Here is a 17,125-nt window from a genome sequence, read left to right on the forward strand (position 1 = left end):
GGGCTCACGGGATGTCATCGCGGATCGGAAAAGAGGTCTTGCGGCGCGGTCGATGCGGGGCGGGCCGGCGGCGGGGTCCGCCCCGACGGCCGCGCGCCCTTCGACGACGCCGGCGGCCGCGGCGCCGCGGGCCCGCTCGCGGTCGGCCGCGCGGTCGCGACCTCGGACACGGGCGCTTCAGGCGGCGGCGCAGGGCCGCCGTCGAGGAGCTCGGCCGCCTTGCCCGCAGCCAGATCGGCCGCGGGCACCGCCGCGTCGCGCGAGGGTGCCTCCGGCGAAAGCGGCGCCTCCGAGGGCGCCGACGCGGCGAGCGGCGCCACGCCCGACGCGGGGACGCGGAGCGCGAACCACACGAGCCACCCGAGCCCCGCGGCGCCCACGAGCGCGGCCGCGAGGGCCGCCGCGATCCCCAGGGTGCGCGCCCCGCCACCCTGGCCCGACGAGGCGCGCGTGCCGCCCCAGGAGCGATCCGTCGCCGCGCCGTCCGAGAGGAGCGCCGTGGGCGCGCCATCCCACGCGGAGCCGGCCGCCACGCCCTTCCCATCGGGGTCGCTGGACGACGGCGCCGCGGGTCCGGGCGACGTGGAGCTCGAGCGCCGGGGCGGCCCGGGCGCGCGGCCCGCCTCGGCGCTCGCGTCGAGGCGGATCTGCAGCACGCGCGCGGCGCGATCGGCCAGGTGCTGCGCGTGCGGCGGCGCGAACCGAGCGAGCTCGGCGGCGAGCTCGGCGATGTTGCCGAAGCGATCTGCAGGGCTCTTCTGGAGGCAGCGCTGGACCACCCAGCCGAGGCGCTCGGGCACGTCGGACCGCTGCGCGTCGAGGCGCGGCGGCCCCTCCAGGATGCGGTCGTAGATGGCCATCGCGGAGTCGCCCCGGAAGGGGACGGCGCCCGTGAGCAGCTGATAGAGCATGGCGCCCATCGACCAGACGTCGGCCCGCGCGTCGACGCTCTTCGAGGAGACCATCTGCTCGGGCGCCATGTAAAACGGCGAGCCCAGCATCGTCGAGCTCTCGGTCATGTCGTGCGCCTTGGGCCCGGCCGCCTCCGCCGCGAGGGCCATCTTGGAGATGCCGAAGTCGATGACCTTGATGAGCGGGCTGCCGTCGGCCCGCTGGGTCAGGAACAGGTTGGCCGGCTTCAGGTCCCGATGGATGATGCCGAGCGCGTGCGCCTCCGCGAGCGCGTCGCACGCCTGGAGCAGGTAGTCGCAGGCGAGCGCGATCGGGAGCGGCCCGCGATCGCGCAGGACGACCTTCAGGTCGGTCCCCTCGAGGTATTCCATGACGAGGTAAGGCTCGCCGCGCGCGAGCGTGCCGACGTCGTACACGCGCGTCACGTGCTCGCTCCGGATGCGCGCCGCGACCTGCCCCTCGCGCAGGAAGCGGGCGACGAGGTCCGCGCGCTCGCGGGCCTGGGGCTGCAGGAACTTGATGGCCACCCGCTCGCCGAGCAGGAGATGGCGGGCGGCGACGACCACGCCCATCCCGCCTTCACCGAGGACGCGCTCGACCTCGTATTTCTCCGCGAGGACGTCCCCCACGCTCACCGGTACGACCATGCACGCCCTCGCTCCGCCCCTCCGCTAGTATCAAAATGGCGCGTGCACGACAACGCGAGCTTTCCCGGAAATCAGCGAAGGGCGAGGGAAGAAGCCGCCGCGCCGCCATAACCAGCCACGCAGCCATCCGAGGTCGCGCGCGTCGCTCGCATGCATCGCGGGTTCGCCAGCGGCGCGTTCTGCTTGTATATGCATGACGCAATTTCACCATGAGCACCGTTTCACCATGATCACCGAGCCGACCGATCCGTTCGTCCTCGCGCGCGAGCTCCTCGAGCAGCGGCAAACCACCGAACCGACCGACGCGACCGCCATGACGCTGGCCACGGCGGACGCGTCCGGGCGCCCCTCGGCGCGGATGGTGCTGCTGAAGGGCATCGACGATCGCGGGTTCGTGTTCTTCACCAACTACGAGAGCCGCAAGTCGATGGATCTCGCGGCGAACCCGTTCGCCGCACTGTGCATCCACTGGGCGAAGGCCGCGGAGCAGATCCGCGTCGAGGGGCGGATCGAGCGGGTCAGCGACGCGGAGTCGGACGCCTACTTCGAGACCCGCGGGCGGGGCAGCCAGATCGGCGCGTGGGCGTCCCGGCAGAGCGCGCCGCTGCCCTCGCGCGAGGCGCTCCTCGATCGGGTGCGCGAGATCGAGCGCCGCTTCGAGGGCCGGCCGGTGCCTCGGCCGGAGTTCTGGGGCGGCTACCGGGTGGTGCCGGAGCGCGTCGAGTTCTGGTACGGCCAGGAGAACCGCCTGCACGACCGCGTGGTGTACGTCCGCCACGGCGACGGCTGGCGCGTCGAGCGGCTCTACCCCTGAGCGCGGCGCGATCGTCGATCAGGCGCGCTCCGTCACGCTCCGTGACCCGCGCCGGGGAGAAGCCATGAAATCGAAGACCGATTATTTCTACTTCGAGACGAAGGCCAGGCGCGAGCTCATCAACGTCACCGAGCGCGTCGCGGCCGTCGTCGCCGCGAGCGGCATCCAAGAGGGCATGGTCCTCGTGAGCGCCATGCACATCACCGCCGGCGTGTTCGTGAACGACCACGAGCCGGGCCTCTGGGAGGACATCTGGGCGTGGCTCCAGCAGCTCGCCCCCGAGGGGCCCGACTACAAGCACCACAGGACCGGCGAGGACAACGGCGACGCCCACCTCAAATCGATCCTCGTGCACCACCAGGTGATCGTGCCCATCACCGCGGGGAAGCTCGATCTCGGGCCCTGGCAGCAGATCTTCTACGCGGAGTTCGATGGCGGCCGGCGCAAGCGCGTCGTCGTGAAGGCGATCGGGGAGTGACGCCGCCGGCCGACGCGCGGGCGACAGGGTCGAGGGCGCTCGTCTCCCTAGCCGCCCGCGGGCGCCGCGGGTTGCGGCGCGTGGGGCCTCGCGGCGCCGTATTCCCTCGCCCCGCGCTGCATGAGCGAGGCGATCGCGCCGAGCGCTTCGGTCCAGGCCTCCTGGTGCGCCGGGGACCACTCCGCGGCCGCGACCTCGGCCATCGCGGAGATCAGCGCGTCGGCGACCCAGGGGTACATCGCGTCCGTCACGCCGTAGTCGACGTGCTTTGCCCCCATCGCCATGAGCTTCTCCTCGAGCCACGACGCGTCCTCCAGCCGGTCGATGACCGCGGCGAGCGCCTCGGTGAGCATCTTCTCTTGCTGCTCCTGGCTATTGCGCCCGAAGAGCGGCTTCACCTGCGGATACCGAGAGAACAGGATCCCGTAGAAACGGTGCGTGAGGTTGGGCGCCCTCTCGATCACGAGCTCGAAGCTCTCCCGCAGCAAGCCAACGTTCAATCCCATGACAAACCTCCAGGCCGGGCGCGGTGCCCGTGCTAGCCATCGTCGGCGATCGATTCGCCCGTCGGCCCGCACGAGCTCGCACGGGCCGTGCCAGAGGCGTTTCTCCGCCGATCGCGTCGATCCTCGCCGGATCGGCGCGACCTCTGCAGCCGGCGGCGGTTTCCCCCAGGAAACCCGGCCGGCTGCAGAGGACGGCCGCTCCGGGGGCGCCCACCCGCGCGCCGCCCCGCCGCGCGCCTTGCTCCGCTGCACCCCAGGGTGTTTCCTGCCGGAGTCTCCGACAGGAAACCTCCGTCGCCTCCGTCTCCTCGAGGAACCCGCGTGACCCTGCTCGACGCCGTGCTCAGCCTGTCCGAAGCGCCCGCCCGCGACGAGGCGCTGCAGCGGATCCTGCGCGCGCTCGCGCGGGTGACGGCGGCGGACGCGCTCTCGGTGCTCACGGCGGCGGAGGACGGCTCGGTCGGCGTCGCCGCGCAGATCGGGCTGTCGCCGGCCGCCCTGGGGATGAGCTTCCGGCCCGCGGAGCACCCGCGGCTCCGCAGGGCGACACAGGCGGCCGGGCCGATCCGCTTCCTCGACCCGAGCGAGCCCGACCCCTACAGCGGCTGGCTGCTCGGCAGCCCCGGAGAGATCCACCCGATCCACGCCTGCATGGCCGTGCCGCTGCACGTGCAGGGCCGCCTCGCCGGGCTGCTCACGCTGGACGCCTGCGATCCCCACGGCCTCCGCGGCCTGCGCGACGAGGACGCGCGCGTGTTCGCGGGGCTCTGCGCCGGCGCGCTGCGGCTCGACGCCGGCCCGGAGGCGCGCCGCGCGATCGGCCCGGCGTCGATCGGCCCGGCGCCGGGGAGCCGCTCGGCCGGGATGCAGCGGATCGAGCGCGAGATCGCGGTGCTCGCCCCGCTGTCGGTGCCGGTGCTCGTCACGGGCGAGACGGGCGTGGGGAAAGAGCTCGTCGCCCGCGCGCTGCACGAGCGATCGCCCCGGGCGAGCCGGGCGCTCGTGATCGTCAACTGCGCGGCGATCCCCGCGCAGCTGGTCGAATCGGAGCTCTTCGGCCACAGGAGAGGCGCGTTCACCGGCGCCACGGCCGCGCGCGCCGGCAGGTTCGAGGCGGCGCACGGCGGGACGATCTTCCTCGACGAGATCGGCGAGCTCCCGTTCTCGGCGCAGGCGCAGCTCCTGCGCGCCCTGCAGGAGGGGGAGATCCAGCCCGTGGGCGAGGACCGGGCGCGCCGCGTCGACGCGCGGGTCGTCGCGGCCACGAACCGCGATCTCCGGCGGGAGGTCGCCGAGGGGCGCTTTCGCGCCGATCTTTTCCACCGGCTCTGGGTCTACCCGATCTGCGTGCCGCCCCTGCGCGAGCGGCGCGAGGACATCCCCGCCCTCTGCGAGCGCTTCGCCGCAGAGATCGCGGCCGAGCTCGGCGCGGCGCGGGTCGACTTCACCGAGCCGGCGCTGGGCGCGCTCGCGCAGGGAGCGTGGCCGGGCAACGTCCGCGAGCTGAAGAACGCCGTGGAGCGCGCCGTGCTTCGCCGGACGATCGCGGAGGGCAAGCGCGCGGCCGGCAGGGCGCTCGTCGTGCGGCGCGAGGATCTCGACGCGATCGACGGCGGCGCGCCGGAGCGCTCGCTCGCCCCGCGGATCGAGCTCCCCGGGGAGCGGCCGTGGCTCGCGGACACGGCGCTGGGGCAGCCCGTGGAGCTCCTGGCAGAGGCGCTCGAGAGGGCCCGCCGCGAGGCGTTCGCCCGAGCGTTCCGGGCAGCAGGCGGCAACGCGGCGACGGCCGGACGGCTGCTCGGGCTGAGCCGATCGTTCGCCTACAAGGAGGCGGTGCGCCTCGGGCTCATCCCGCCGGCCGGGCCGCGCAAGCGCTGAGGAGCCCGAGCGAGACGCCGTCCTCTCGAAGGACGGAGCGCAGCACCTCCACGGCGGACGACGACGCTCAGCGCGCCGGCTCGGGGGTGCCGATCCCTTCGAGCGGCACGCGCGCGAGCGCCGTGTAGCGCGCCCCCTTCGGGGTCAGCTCGCTCTGGTAGACGATGATCTCCTCGATCCGCGTCTCGCCGAAGTCGACGCTGCCGACCGCCTGAGCGCAGGCGTCGAGCGCCGGATCGCCGCGCGGATCGCGCGAGCGGGCGAGGGTGAGGTGCGGCTCGAACGGCCGGTCCTCTGGCACGTAGCCCGTCGACATCGAGAGCGTCTGCTCCAGGTCGCGGTGGATCGCGGTGAGGGCGCCGACTGCGCCGCCCACGCCGAGCCAGAGCACGCGCGGGCGACGCCGCGTTCCGAACGCGCCGCCCTTCTCGATGCGCAACGTGAGCGGCCTGTGGAACGCGGCGACGCTCCCGGCAGCAGCGATGACGAGCGGCAGGCGCTCCTCTCCGATCTCGCCCATGAAGGCGAGCGTGATATGCAGCCCAGCAGGCTCCACCCACTTGGCGGACGGAGCCCGCGGCGAGATCTCCCGCAGGAGATCTCCGACCTTGGCGAGGAGCTCGGCTCCCGGATCAACGGCGACGAAGACGCGCACAGCTCACCTACGCTCACCCACGCTCAATTACCACCCACAGACTTCACCCTTGTTCTGCTCCTTGAGCCACCTCCGGAGCGGCTCGAAGTACTCCAGCATCGCGCCCGGATCGGCCGCGGTCTCCCCCGTCACCGCCCGCATCGCCTCCTGCCACGGGCGGCTCGCGCCGAGCGAGAGCATGGCGCGCAGCTTCTCGCCCGCGGCCGCGCTGCCGTGGATCGAGCACGCGTGGAGCGGCCCCGTGTGCCCGGCCGCCTTGCACAGCGCGCGGTGGAACTGGAACTGGTAGATGTGCGCGAGGAAGTAGCGCATGTACGGGACGCCCGCCGCGACGTGGTACTTCGCCCCCGGGTCGAAATCGGCCTCGCTGCGCTGCACCGGCGGCGCGACGCCCTGGTACTTCAGCCGCAGCGCCCACCACGCCGCGTTGTAGTCGGCCGGCTTCGTCCTGCCCGAGAAGACATCCCACCGCCACTGGTCGATGAGCTTGCCGAACGGGAGGAACGCGATCTTGTCGAGCGCCTTCTTGAAGAGGAAGTTGATGACCCCCTTCTCGTCCTCGGACACCCTGTCGAGCAGCCCCAGCGACCTCAGGTAGCTCGGCGTCACGGAGAGGGCCAGCGTGTCCCCGATCCCCTCGTGGAAGCCTTCGTTGGCGCCCGACTGGAACAGGATCGGGAGCTTGTAGTACTGGTGGAAGTAGTAGACGTGCCCGAGCTCGTGGTGGATCGTGATGAGATCCTCCTCGCTCGGCTCGATGCACATCTTGAGGCGGAGATCGTCCCGGTCGCCCACGTCCCAGGCGTTCGCGTGGCAGACGACCTCGCGGTCGGCCGGCTTCTTGAGCAGCGATCGCTCCCAGAAGGTCGCCGGCAGCGGGTCGAACCCGAGCGAGGTGAAGAACCGCTCCCCGAGCGAGACCATCTGCTTCCCGTCGAGCTTCTTCGCCTTGATCTTCCGCGTCACGTCGAGCGAGGGCTGGCCCTTGTACGGCTCCATGAGCCCGTAGACGTTCGACCACTCCTGCGCCCACATGTTGCCGAGGAGGTGCGCCGGGATCGGGGCCTTCTCGCCGATCCTGTCCTTGCCATGGATCGCGCGCAGCCTCGCGCGCACATAGCAGTGCAGCTCGTCGTAGAGCGGCTTCACTTTGCCCCAGAGCCGCTCGGTCTCGGCCTCGAACGCATCGGGGGACATGTCGTATCCGGCTCGCCAGAGCGCGCCGACGTCCGGGAGGCCGAGCTCCGCCGCCCCCTTGTTGCCGAGGGCGACGTAACGCTCGAACTTCGGCCGGAGCGGCGGGGCGATCGCGTGCCAGCCCGCCCATGCATCGAGCAGCTCGTCCCAGTCGCGGCTTGTCTTCAGGAGGCTGGAGAGCTCGTCGAGCGCGAGGCACTTCGGCTCGGCCCCGGCGCCCGCGCGCGCAGCGCGCGCCGCGCCCAAGCCCGCGGTCGTCGCCCGCCCTGGCCTGGCCTTCGGGCAGTGCTTGCCCTTGCCGTACAGGCTCGTCATCTCGACCGAGAGCGCGGCGAGCTCGGCGCGCTCCGCCGGGTCGCTCGGCGCCGGAAGGGAGGTCGAGATCTTGAGGAGCGCCAGCTGGCGGGCGACGTCCGCGGGCAACGCGAGCCCGTCGAAGCGCGCCGCCGCCTTCATCGCGCGGTTCAGGTACTCCATGCTCGCCTCCTCGGCGGAGGCGGCGAGCGCGTCGGTGTCGTCCGTGAGGTAGGTCTGGTTGACCCAGGACGCGCGCGCGGACTGGATCCGCAGCCTGCGCAGCTCCCGGTCGACGGCGGCCACGAAGGCCTGCGCCTCGGCCGGGCCGGGCGGCGCCGCCTGCGGGGGGGCGGCCTCCGGCCGGGCCGCCGCGGGCGCCGGGGTCGCGGGCGCCCCCTCACCCTGGCGCGGCGGCGCTGTCGCCGCCGTCGGCGGAGCGGCGCCGCTGCACGCCGCGCCCAGCCCGAGCGCGACGAGCATCAGCGGACGCGCGATGGCCGTCCGGGCGAGGGCAAAGCGGACCACGGGCCCTTCATACACGCCGGACCGTGCCGAGGGAACCAGGAGCGACGTGCGATCGTCGGGGCGCGGCCCCGCCGCGCCGCCCCTCCGGATTCACCCGCACCATCCGCGAGTCCCCCGCACCGTCCGCGAGTCCCGGTACCGTCCGCGTGCCGCACGGGTCGGCGCGACCTGGACGAACCGCCCCGCGGTGACGGCTGCCATGCGGCGGTGAACTGCCGTTACAATGCTCCCCCACCATGAGGAATGCCCTTGCGCCCAGGCCCACGCTCTCGGCGGTCCTCGGCCTCGCCGCCGCCCGCCCGGCGCCCCGCTCGCCCGCAGGACGGACGAGCGGCCGCCGCCCGACGGCCCGGAGCAGCCGCTCCCGGTCGCCTCGCAGCGCGAGGCGGCGAAGCGCTGCGACGAGCTGCGACCTCGAGGTGAGGTGCAGACGGATGCCCCACCCCGAGGCGCGCGCCACGACCTCCTGCGCACCGAGCGACGGCCATGAGTGAGCTCGAAAATTTCTCGTTCGTGATCCCCGGCGAGCTCGCCGGCATGGCCTACCCCCACGCGCCCCAGGCGGTCGAGGAGCTCGCGGAGCTCGGCTTCCGCAGCCTGGTGTCGCTCTCGCGTCGGGCGCCGCCGCCCGCGACGGTGGGCCCGCTCATCCACCTGCATTGCCCGCTCGCCGACTTCACGCGCATCCCGAGCGTGGACCTCCTCCGCGCCGTGGCGTTCCTCGGCCGGGCGCCGCGGCCGATCGCCGTTCACGGGGAGGGCGGCGTCGGGCGGACCGGCGTCGTGCTGGCGTGCCGCCTCGTGTCGCTGGGCAGGTCGGCGGCCGAGGCCATCGCCGAGGTGCGGCGCGTGCGGCCAGGCTCCATCGACGACCCCGAGCTCGAGGCGTCGGTCGCGGAGTTCGAGCTGTTCTACCGGAGCGCGCACGAGCAAGCGACGCCGGCCCCCTTCAACTTCGCGCCCGCGTCGCCGCTCGACCGGATCGTCCACGGCGCGGAGCGGCCCGGCTTCGGGATGGCGAGCTGGTCGGCTTCCGGGATCCGCTCGTCCGTCGTCGCGCCGCCGAGCTCGGCGGCGCACCCGGATCCGAGCGACGCGCCCGTCGAGGCGTGGCTCGCCTTCATGGCGCGGCACGGGATGCGCGAGGTGCTCTGCCTGCTCGACGAGGGAGAGCTGGCGCTCCACCGGATCCCGCTCCTCGGCCGCTACCAGCGCGAGTTCCTCCGGGTGACGCACGTGCCGCTCGACGGGGGCGCGCTCCCCTCGCCCGAGGCGCTGGAGCGCGCGCTCGACGCGCTCAGGCGCGCCGAGTCCAGCGGCGCGCCCGCCGTCGTGCACTGCGCGTCCGGCGCGGGCCGCGCGGGCGTCGTGCTGGCAGCGTGGCTGCGCGCCCGGCACGGCCTCTCCCCCGAGGCGGCGATCGGCGCGGTCCGGGATCACGCGCGGCACTTCGGCGCGCACCGCGACCCGCTGAAGGCAGGGCCCGCGGCGCGGGATCTCATCGCGGGCGTGCCGGCGCTCGCGTGAGCGCGCCGCTCGCGTGAGCGCGCCGGCCGGCGCCGGCCCGCGCGGCGTCGAGCGTCACCCGCCGGCGCTTCGCCCGGGCCTCGCGCGCCGGTGCTCGCGGTACATGCGCAGGGCGAAGACGCCGGCCGGCTCGCCGCGGAGCCCTTCGGCGAGCGCGCGGAGCTCGGGCGGCAGCTCGGAGGACGGCGGGAGCGGCGACGGGTGGTGCTCGGGCGCGAGCAGCGGCGCGGCGAGCGCGGCGAACGTGAGATCGGCGGCCGAGAAGCGGTCTCCGACGAGGTACGGGCGCCCATCGCGGAGGCGTTCGTTCACCGCGTCGAAGACCGCGCGGAGCTTGCCCCGCGAGCGCTCGGCGGAGGCGGGGTCGATGCGCATGACGCGCTTCATGACCGCCCGCGCGACCGGGTAGTAAGCGCGGAAGGTGCCGCGCCCGAACCACCAGGGCGGCGCCGCGCCAGCGCCCTCGAGCGAGCGGAACGATCCGCCCATGAAGGCGAACGCGCCCTCCGCGTCGGGCAGGAGGTGAAAGTACGCGACGCGGCGGATCGCGGGGCCGAGGTCGGCGTCGAAGCGCTGCTCGAGCGCCTCGACCTCGGCGCGGCCCGCGTCGGGCTCGCGGGAACCCTGGAAGAAGAGCGCGCGCTCCGGCGGCACGAGCGTGTCGGCGTAGCGCAGGATGTCGGTCGAGTCGCCGAGCACGCCAGCCGGCGAGACGAGCACCGGGACGGAGCGGCGCCCGCCGGCCCGCAGCGACGGGAGCGCGTGGGCGAGCGGGAGGTAGGCGTCCTCCCGGTATCGCGCGCCGGCGCGATCGAGCGCCCACCGCGCCTTCTCGCAGAAGTGGCTCCAGGGAATGGTGATGAGGCGGAGGGGCGCGCCCACGCCAGGATCAGACATAAAGAACGTCCAAGGGCCCTGGACGGCGCGGGCGCGGAGCGCGCCTCAGCGCCGGATCTCGAAGAGGTGGATGCCGTACGCGGGGAGCTCGACGCCGAGGCCGCGCGACAGATCGACGAGCTCGTCACCGTCGCGCGGGTGCTCGTTGCCGGTCATGAGGTCGGCGAGCAGGACCTTGCGGCCGGCGATGCCGGCGATGTCGAGCGGGATGCGGCACCCGCTGCGCGACGGGGCGAAGTTGATCACGGCCACGAGGGGCGCCGCGCTCCGGGGCGCGCCGCAGGCCGGGAGCGGCTCCCACCGGTAGGCGACGAACGCGTCGGCGCCCGGCCCGCGCGCGGTGAGCGTGGCGAAGCTCCCGGTGCGCAGGATGGGGCGGCGCACGGCCGCGAGCAGCCGCTCGTGGAAGGCGAGGCAGGCCTGATCGACCGGCTCCTCGGGGGCGCGGGCGAGGTGCAGCGAGGCGCGCACCGTCCGCCCCTCGAGCTGGCCGTGGTGGATGAACCGCATCCCGGGCACCGTCGCCGCGATGAACTCGGCGGCCCGACGACGATCCGGGGGGAGCACGGCGGCGATGCGCGGCTCGTCGTGGTGCTCGATGAAGCGGACGCTCCGCCGCTGGTAGTCGGGCGTCGCCGCGAGGTGGCCGCGGACCGAGGACGCGGAGGCGTGGCTCAGCCGATCGTAAAGGCTCTTGTCGAAGGTGTAGTCGAACCCGAGCATCTGCAGGCGCCACTCGAGGTCCCAGAACGCCTCGGCGATGAAGACGAAGCTCGGGTGGTCGCGGCGGACGGCGTCGATCGCCTCGGCCCAGAACTCGCCGGTGGCCTCGGCCTTCCGCTCCGCCGGCGGGCGCTTGGACCACGTGCGCCGGAAGACGTCGTCGAGCACCAGCATCGCCATGTCGCAGCGGACACCGTCGCAGCGCGACGCGACGCCGCGGAGCGCCTCGACGGACGCGGCGCGCGTCGCCGCGAGGCGGTAGTCGAGCTGGGCCGTGTCGGGCCACGGCGGGATGTAGGGATCGCGCCCGCTGAGCGGGGCGCCGTCGTCGCCGGCGATGAAGAGCTCGGGCTTCTCCGCCACCCAGTGGTGATCGCGCGCGACGTGGTTGGGCACGAAGTCGAGGATGACCCCGATGCCCCGCGCCGCGAGGCGCCGGCGCAGATCCGCGAGGCCGGCGTCGCCGCCGAACGCGGGGTTCACCTCGTAGCGCGCGACCGCGAACGGGGAGCCCGCCACGTCGGCCTCGGTCCAGTCCGGCAGCACGCGGTCGTACTCGGCGCGCAGATCGGGATCCGTGAGCGAGCGGCGCCGGCCCTCCTCGCCGAGCGTCCAGACGCCCATCAGGTGCACGTAGTCGACCCCGAGCGCGGCGAGCCGATCGAGCGCCGCGTCGGGCACGCTGGCGAGCGTCACCCTGGCCTTGGCGGCGCGCGAGAGCTCGTGGAGCCAGACACGCACGAAGATCGCGTACAGCAGGGGGTGCTGGTGGGCAGGGACTAGGGAGCTCATCGATTGGATTGGGGACGGCGGGGCCCGCGAGGGAGTCGCGGACAGCGGGCGTCGGCCGGGGATTGTCTGCGCGCTCGGGTGGTCCCTGCAAGCGCGATCACGATGTGCTGCAGGCGCGGCCGGCCCAGGCCGCGCGCGCAACGTCCAGCACAGAGGCCGCCTCGCTCGATCCCGGGCGCTCGCGGCGCGGCGCTGTCAGGCGCGGCGCGCGCGGCGCTCGCCGCGCCTTCGCGCGAGCGCGGCGGCCGCGCCGAGGGCCACGAGCGGCAGGGCGAGGGGCGTCGCGGCCTCGTCGGGCGAGAGCCGGCAGCCGCATCCGCCCTGCTTGGGCTCCACCGGCGGCGGCGCCTCGGCCGGCGGCGCGTCGTCGACGGGCCCCTCCGCCTCGGCGGCGCCCTCCTCGGGCGCGCCCTCGGACGCGTCTTCCTTGGCGGGCTCGTCGCTCTTCTCGGCCTCGGCCTTGTCCGCCTTGTCGTCCTTCTTTTTCTTCTCGCCGCTGAAGACGATCGCGCGGCGATCGATGACGGGGTTGTCGCCCTGCAGGGTGATCTTCTGCTTCTGCCCCATCTGCACGCCGTCGCTCGCGCGCTTGATCACGAGGTCGTACTCGCCGGCCTCGAAGCCCCGATCGCGCCGGAGGACGAAGTCGAACTTGGTGATCGCAAAGACCTTGCCGCTGCTGTCGGAGAAGCCGACGTCCATGCTCTCGTTGATCGACTGCTGGTTCTGGAGCGGGATGCGGACGAGGACCGGGGTCTCGGGCGACTTGTCGGTGAGCGCTCGCTCGTAGTGCACCGTCGGCGTGAACGAGAACAGCATCGGGATGTGCCCGAGGTGCGGCATCCCTCCGTAGTTCATCGTCATCTTCAGCTTCCATCGGCCGTTGTCCTCCTTGGGCGAGCGGTCGACGATGGTGACGGTGCCCGCCGCGTGCGCGGCGCTCGCGGGCAGCCACGCCCCGATCAGCGCGAGCGCGGCGGCGACCACGCGCGCGGCGAGGAAGAGGCGGCGCACCGCGCCGGGCTGGGTCGCGGCGGGGCGGGCGTGAGGACGCTCGGCGCGCGGGCGCCGCGCGCCGAGCTGAGACAGGGGACCGGTTCGAGATCGGGCGGTTCGCATACGCGGCACGCTACCAGGGATTTCGTGGAAACGAGCCGCGGACGAGAGGGCTGGCGCGCGGACGAGAAGAGGGCTGGCGGCGTGGACGAGAAGATCACCGCCAGCGTGGACGAGGCGACGACCGCCGGCGCGCGGGGCTCAGTCCGGGAACCAGAGCAGCGCGTCGGAGGTGGGCTTGTAACAGGCCTGGCGGCCCGCCTCCTCGTTGTCGGTGCAGCTCGCGTTCTCGAGGCAGTCGATGATCTCGTAGCGGCCGGCGGCGTTGTAGATGGTGGTGAACATCGCGCGCTGGGCCGCCTCGAGCTTGCTGAACGCGCTCTTGCAGGCGGGGACGGGCACCCTCTCGCAGCGGGCCATGCGCGCGCAGCGGGACTCGATGACCGGCGCCGCCGTGGGCTCGTCCGGGTTGAGCTTGACGGCCACCTCGTCGTTGCACTCCAGGATGATCTGGCTCCGGTCCGGCGAGCTCTCGGCGGCGGCCTCCATGCGCCGCGAGAAGCAGCTCGTCATCGCGCGGAGGTACGTGGGCGACGAGGTCGGGTAGGCGGCCTTGCACGCGTTGAGGTGCTCCCAGGAGGCACCGGCGCGCTGGAGCTTGGCGAGCGCGGCGCACCACTCGGCCTGGGCGGCGATGACTCCGTCGCGATCGGGGAAGTTGGTGGGCCGCTCAGAGCATGCGTTCAGCGCGAGCATCGACGCGGCCACCGCGATCGGCAGGGCCAAGGATCGAAGGGCGGGCATTGGCGGACCCTAGCACGAGAGGCCCGCCGACGCGGAATCTCCGGATGCTCGCCGCCCGTCACGGCGGGTTTCACATCAGGTCGCAGCGGAGTCTCACGCCGCCGCCGCCCCCGCCGTCGCGGAGCGCGGCGGCGCCGTCGGGGCCGAAGACCACACCGAGGTCCAGCCCGCCGCGGGCGGCGGCGCGGATCTCGATCGCCTCGACGCACAGGGCGCCGCGGCCGCCGGAGAGCAGCGCGGACGCGGGGGCGTCCCCCTCGAACAGCGGCGCCCCGTTCCTCGACGCCACCCGCAGCGTGGCGGGCAGCTCGGCGATGAACCGGTGCGACGGTCGCGCGCCGCCGCAGCCGCCGGCGCCCATCTCCGCGAGCGACCCGAGGGTCCCGAGCGGCTCGAGCGGACCGACCTGGCCACGGGCGACGTCGATCGGCCCCGCGACCACTTCCCCGGAAGCGACGGAGTAGCCGATGAGGGCCACGCCAGGGGCGTCGAGCCGGCGGCCCAGGGTGAGGCGGGCGCCCGCGAGCTCGGGGACACGCGCGAGCCCGAAGGCCGGGAAGGTGCCCTGCCGCACGGCGACGACGAAGCTGCGCCTCCCGGCGTCGAGGGCGAGCAGCTCGCCGCCCGGCAGCTCGACCGCGGCGGCGATCGTGCCGGCGTGGTCGAACGGCAGGAGCGCCGGGGGCTCGGCGCCCGCGCGCACGCGGAGGCCGCGCCGCCCGTGCGGGCCGCTCGCGTCGAACAGGAGCAGCAGATCCGCGGGCGCCCTGGCGCCTGGCGCGAGCAGCACGGGGACGATGTCGCCGGACGCCGCGCCGAGCGAGCCGTCGCGGAGCGACAGGCGGCGCGGCGCTCCGGCGCGCACGAACGGCAGGAGCACGCTCGCGGTGAAGGTGCCGTCGCGGAGCGCGCCCAGGGGCGAGGACGGGGCGGTCGACAGCGAGACGACAGGGGGCGCGCCGCCGGCCGGGCGGGCCGGCGCGGGCACGCCCCCTGCCGCGGGCGTGCCCCGGGGAGCGCGGCGGCCCGAGGGGGGCGGAGCCGGAGCGGCCGGCGGCGGCGGGAAGGACGAGGGGTCGTCGTCGAGGCGGCAGGAGACGAGCGGCGGAGGAGCGGCGCGGAGCAATGGGTTCACCGCGGGAGCGAAGGGCGGCGGCGCGCCGCGCGGCGAGGGCGGAGGGCCGCCCCAGCCGAGGCGGACGAGGCCGTGCTCACCCATCGCGCAGCCGATCGGGGAGCAGGCGAAGGGGGCGCCCTCGTCGAATGGAGGCTCGATCTGGCGGGCGGGCGGGCCCTCGGCCGGGCGCCACGAGCGGCCGCCGTCGGTCGACTCGAAGAAGGCCGGCGGGTCGTCGCCGGTGGCGGCGAGCGCGAACCGCCCGCCGACGACGACGTTCTGGACGCCGGCCGGGAGGGGAAAGACGGTGACGCCGCCGCGCGCGTCGATGCGCAGGCCGGCGATGCGGCCGCCGCGGCGGCGCGAGAGCAGCGGCTCCGCTCGACGGGCGCGCGCGAGAGAGCCCGCCTCCGGCAGCGCCTCGCGGGCGGGCGAGACGCCATAGGCCTCCTCGGGCAGGTGCAGCCAGCCGCGCACGGCGCCGTCGTCGTCCTCCCAGAAATCGGTGTCGATGAGGCGCGGCGGCGATGAGGCGCCGGCGCCCCCCGCGAAGACGCCGCCCGCGAGCGCAGGGAAGGCGCCGCCCGCGAGCGCCGGGTCGCGATCGCGCACGCGGACCACGCGGACACCCTCGGGCGGGCCCGCAGGACGTTCGCGCCCGCGCGCGGGGGGGCCGGGAGGCGATCTCCGCGGCGCGCCGTCCTCCTCTTCGCCCTCGGAGGTCCGGCGCCCTTCCTCCTCGTCCTCCTCGGAGGTCCGGCGCCATTCCGCTTCGTCCTCCTCGGAGGGCCGCGGGCGCGGCCCCTCCGGCGCCTCCAGCACGAGCGCGGTGACGGTCCCGCGCTCGCCGACGATCCAGCGGTAGAGGCGGTCGGCGTCCTCGCCCTCGATCCGGCGCTCGACCCAGCGGCCGCCGCCGGCGCGCACGCACACGCGCGCAACGCCTTCCTCTGCGGGCTCGCGGCGCGCGGCGTCCTCTCGCGGCTCGTCCGGCGAAAGCCGCGCGAAGCGCGGGGGCCATGGCGCCTCGTCGTCCGTCGGGCCGGCGTCTCCCGGGCTCTCCGGAAAGTCGTGGAGCCCAGGGGGGACGCTGCCGCACCGGCCGATGAACGCGAGGCGACCGCGATCGTCGCCGACGAACGCGCCCTGCGGGCTCGCGATCGGATCGAGGCCTCGGCCGCGGGGCGGGAACGTGGCCTCCAGCCGCGGCGCGGAGAGCGTCGTCTCGAGCCGGAGCACCTGGGCGGCCTCGTGCGCGCACGCGAGCAAGACGTCGCCGCCCGACCGGAACGGCTGGCAGCGCGCATAGCTCGGATCGAGGCTCTCGATCTCCGCCTCCGCGAGGGGCTGGGCGGTCGCCGCCGCGAACACGGCGAGGCCGCCGTCGCGAGCGACGAGCAACCGGCCGCCAGGGAGGAGCGCGCCGGTGGCCGCGGCCAGCGCGACCCCCGCTGGAGCGAGCGCGCGGACCGAGGAGGCGCCGAGCGTGGGGTCCCGCGCAGGCGGGAGAGAGAGCGAGGCGCTCGGCCCGGCCCGCGGCGGAGAGGGCGCCGCGGGGACGAGGCCGGCGGCGCTCACGTGGAGCGCGGCGCCGCCCAGCGGAGCCAGGAGCGCGACCGCTCTGCCGCCGTCCCGCTCCTCGAGGAGCGACGTGGCGAGCCCGCGCGTCTCGAGCACGTCGATCCAGGAGGCGCCCCCGTCGAGGGTGACCGAGGCGCGGCCGAGCAGGTCGAGGCGCGCCGCGCGGCGCGCGTCGACGGCCACCGCGTCGACAACGCCCGCGGCGCCGAAGCGGCGAACGGCGAGCGTGGAGGGCTCGATCTCGAGCAGCCCCCGATCGCTGCGCAGGAGGATCGCGTCGAGGTACGGCCGCGCGCCGCCGGGAGCGCCGACGTCGGCGATGGGCGCGAGCTCGCCGAGGAAGTCGGCGGCGCGGTAGACGCGGCCCTCGGACCACAGGAGGAACCCGCCCCCGAGGCGCGCCGGGATCGACCGGAACCCGCGTAGCAGCTCGGCCGCGGGGGCATCGGCGAGCACGACGCCCCCGTCGAGGCGAACGCGGCGCCCTTCGAAGAGCGCGGGCTCCGGGCGGGGCGCGGGCGCGCGTTCGTCGGCCCCGGTGGCGGCGTCGAGGAGGACGCCGAGGTCCTCGGTGAGGACGTAGCGCGCGGGAGAGAGCGGGAGCGGGTCGGCGAGCGCCGCGGCCCGAGGCTGCGCGGGTCGCGGGGAGCGCTCCGGGGCGGCGCTGCACGCGGCGAGGACGGCGGCGAGGACAGCGAGGAGCGCGCGGGGCGTCACTT

Annotated in this window: 13 protein-coding genes; 4 read left to right on the forward strand and 9 right to left on the reverse strand. The window is 74.7% G+C overall.

All coding sequences use genetic code 11. The annotated features are described in order from the left end of the window. Positions 1–14: 14 nt before the first annotated feature. Positions 15–1,559, reverse strand: coding sequence for a serine/threonine-protein kinase (locus WMF34_RS26180; protein WP_012237713.1), 1,545 nt, complete (start codon positions 1,557–1,559; stop codon positions 15–17). Positions 1,560–1,785: 226 nt separating this feature from the next. Between WMF34_RS26180 and pdxH the strand changes: the two genes are divergently transcribed. Further along, on the forward strand, positions 1,786–2,373 hold the full coding sequence (gene pdxH, locus WMF34_RS26185; protein ID WP_044965793.1) for a pyridoxamine 5'-phosphate oxidase: 588 nt from the start codon (positions 1,786–1,788) through the stop codon (positions 2,371–2,373). 64 nt (positions 2,374–2,437) lie between these two features. Beyond that, positions 2,438–2,851: a secondary thiamine-phosphate synthase enzyme YjbQ gene (locus WMF34_RS26190; protein ID WP_012237715.1), complete on the forward strand. Its 414-nt coding sequence runs from the start codon at positions 2,438–2,440 to the stop codon at positions 2,849–2,851. A 47-nt stretch (positions 2,852–2,898) separates the two neighbouring features. On the opposite strand, the gene WMF34_RS26195 is transcribed toward WMF34_RS26190, so the two are convergent. Then, a complete protein-coding gene (locus WMF34_RS26195) occupies positions 2,899–3,357 on the reverse strand; it encodes a globin domain-containing protein (RefSeq protein WP_012237716.1) in 459 nt (152 codons plus the stop codon). A 321-nt stretch (positions 3,358–3,678) separates the two neighbouring features. Between WMF34_RS26195 and WMF34_RS26200 the strand changes: the two genes are divergently transcribed. Beyond that, positions 3,679–5,235 carry a sigma 54-interacting transcriptional regulator gene (locus WMF34_RS26200; RefSeq protein WP_437989472.1) on the forward strand — a complete coding sequence of 519 codons (1,557 nt, stop codon included), beginning with the start codon at positions 3,679–3,681 and terminating at the stop codon, positions 5,233–5,235. Between the two features lie 67 nt (positions 5,236–5,302). Here the strand turns inward: WMF34_RS26200 and thpR are convergent, their stop codons facing one another. Together thpR and WMF34_RS26210 are read right to left on the reverse strand one after the other, a co-directional pair. Further along, the gene (thpR, locus tag WMF34_RS26205) at positions 5,303–5,890 is read right to left on the reverse strand and encodes an RNA 2',3'-cyclic phosphodiesterase (protein WP_012237718.1); all 588 of its coding nucleotides are present in this window, start codon (positions 5,888–5,890) and stop codon (positions 5,303–5,305) included. 27 nt (positions 5,891–5,917) lie between these two features. After that, positions 5,918–7,864 carry a M2 family metallopeptidase gene (locus WMF34_RS26210; protein ID WP_437994667.1) on the reverse strand — a complete coding sequence of 649 codons (1,947 nt, stop codon included), beginning with the start codon at positions 7,862–7,864 and terminating at the stop codon, positions 5,918–5,920. Between the two features lie 531 nt (positions 7,865–8,395). On the opposite strand from WMF34_RS26210, the gene WMF34_RS26215 reads away from it, so the two are divergent. After that, entirely contained in the window at positions 8,396–9,436 is a 1,041-nt protein-coding gene (locus WMF34_RS26215; RefSeq protein ID WP_437989473.1) for a phosphatase domain-containing protein, read from the forward strand. A gap of 54 nt (positions 9,437–9,490) precedes the next feature. Here the strand turns inward: WMF34_RS26215 and WMF34_RS26220 are convergent, their stop codons facing one another. From WMF34_RS26220 to WMF34_RS26240, 5 genes are all read right to left on the reverse strand, one after another. Then, the gene (locus tag WMF34_RS26220; protein WP_437989474.1) at positions 9,491–10,333 is read right to left on the reverse strand and encodes a glutathione S-transferase family protein; all 843 of its coding nucleotides are present in this window, start codon (positions 10,331–10,333) and stop codon (positions 9,491–9,493) included. A gap of 45 nt (positions 10,334–10,378) precedes the next feature. Beyond that, on the reverse strand, positions 10,379–11,848 hold the full coding sequence (locus WMF34_RS26225) for an alpha-amylase family glycosyl hydrolase (RefSeq protein WP_437989475.1): 1,470 nt from the start codon (positions 11,846–11,848) through the stop codon (positions 10,379–10,381). A 195-nt stretch (positions 11,849–12,043) separates the two neighbouring features. Further along, positions 12,044–12,967, reverse strand: a complete 924-nt coding sequence (locus WMF34_RS26230; protein WP_012237723.1) for an MYXO-CTERM sorting domain-containing protein — start codon at positions 12,965–12,967, stop codon at positions 12,044–12,046. A 138-nt stretch (positions 12,968–13,105) separates the two neighbouring features. Continuing rightward, positions 13,106–13,708 carry a hypothetical protein gene (locus WMF34_RS26235; protein WP_012237724.1) on the reverse strand — a complete coding sequence of 201 codons (603 nt, stop codon included), beginning with the start codon at positions 13,706–13,708 and terminating at the stop codon, positions 13,106–13,108. 70 nt (positions 13,709–13,778) lie between these two features. Then, complete coding sequence (locus tag WMF34_RS26240; protein WP_437989476.1) at positions 13,779–17,123, reverse strand: hypothetical protein; 3,345 nt, start codon at positions 17,121–17,123, stop codon at positions 13,779–13,781. Between the last annotated feature and the right edge of the window lie 2 nt (positions 17,124–17,125).

The organism is Sorangium sp. So ce145 (assembly GCF_051525985.1).
Lineage (GTDB): Bacteria > Myxococcota_A > Polyangia > Polyangiales > Polyangiaceae > Sorangium > Sorangium cellulosum_B.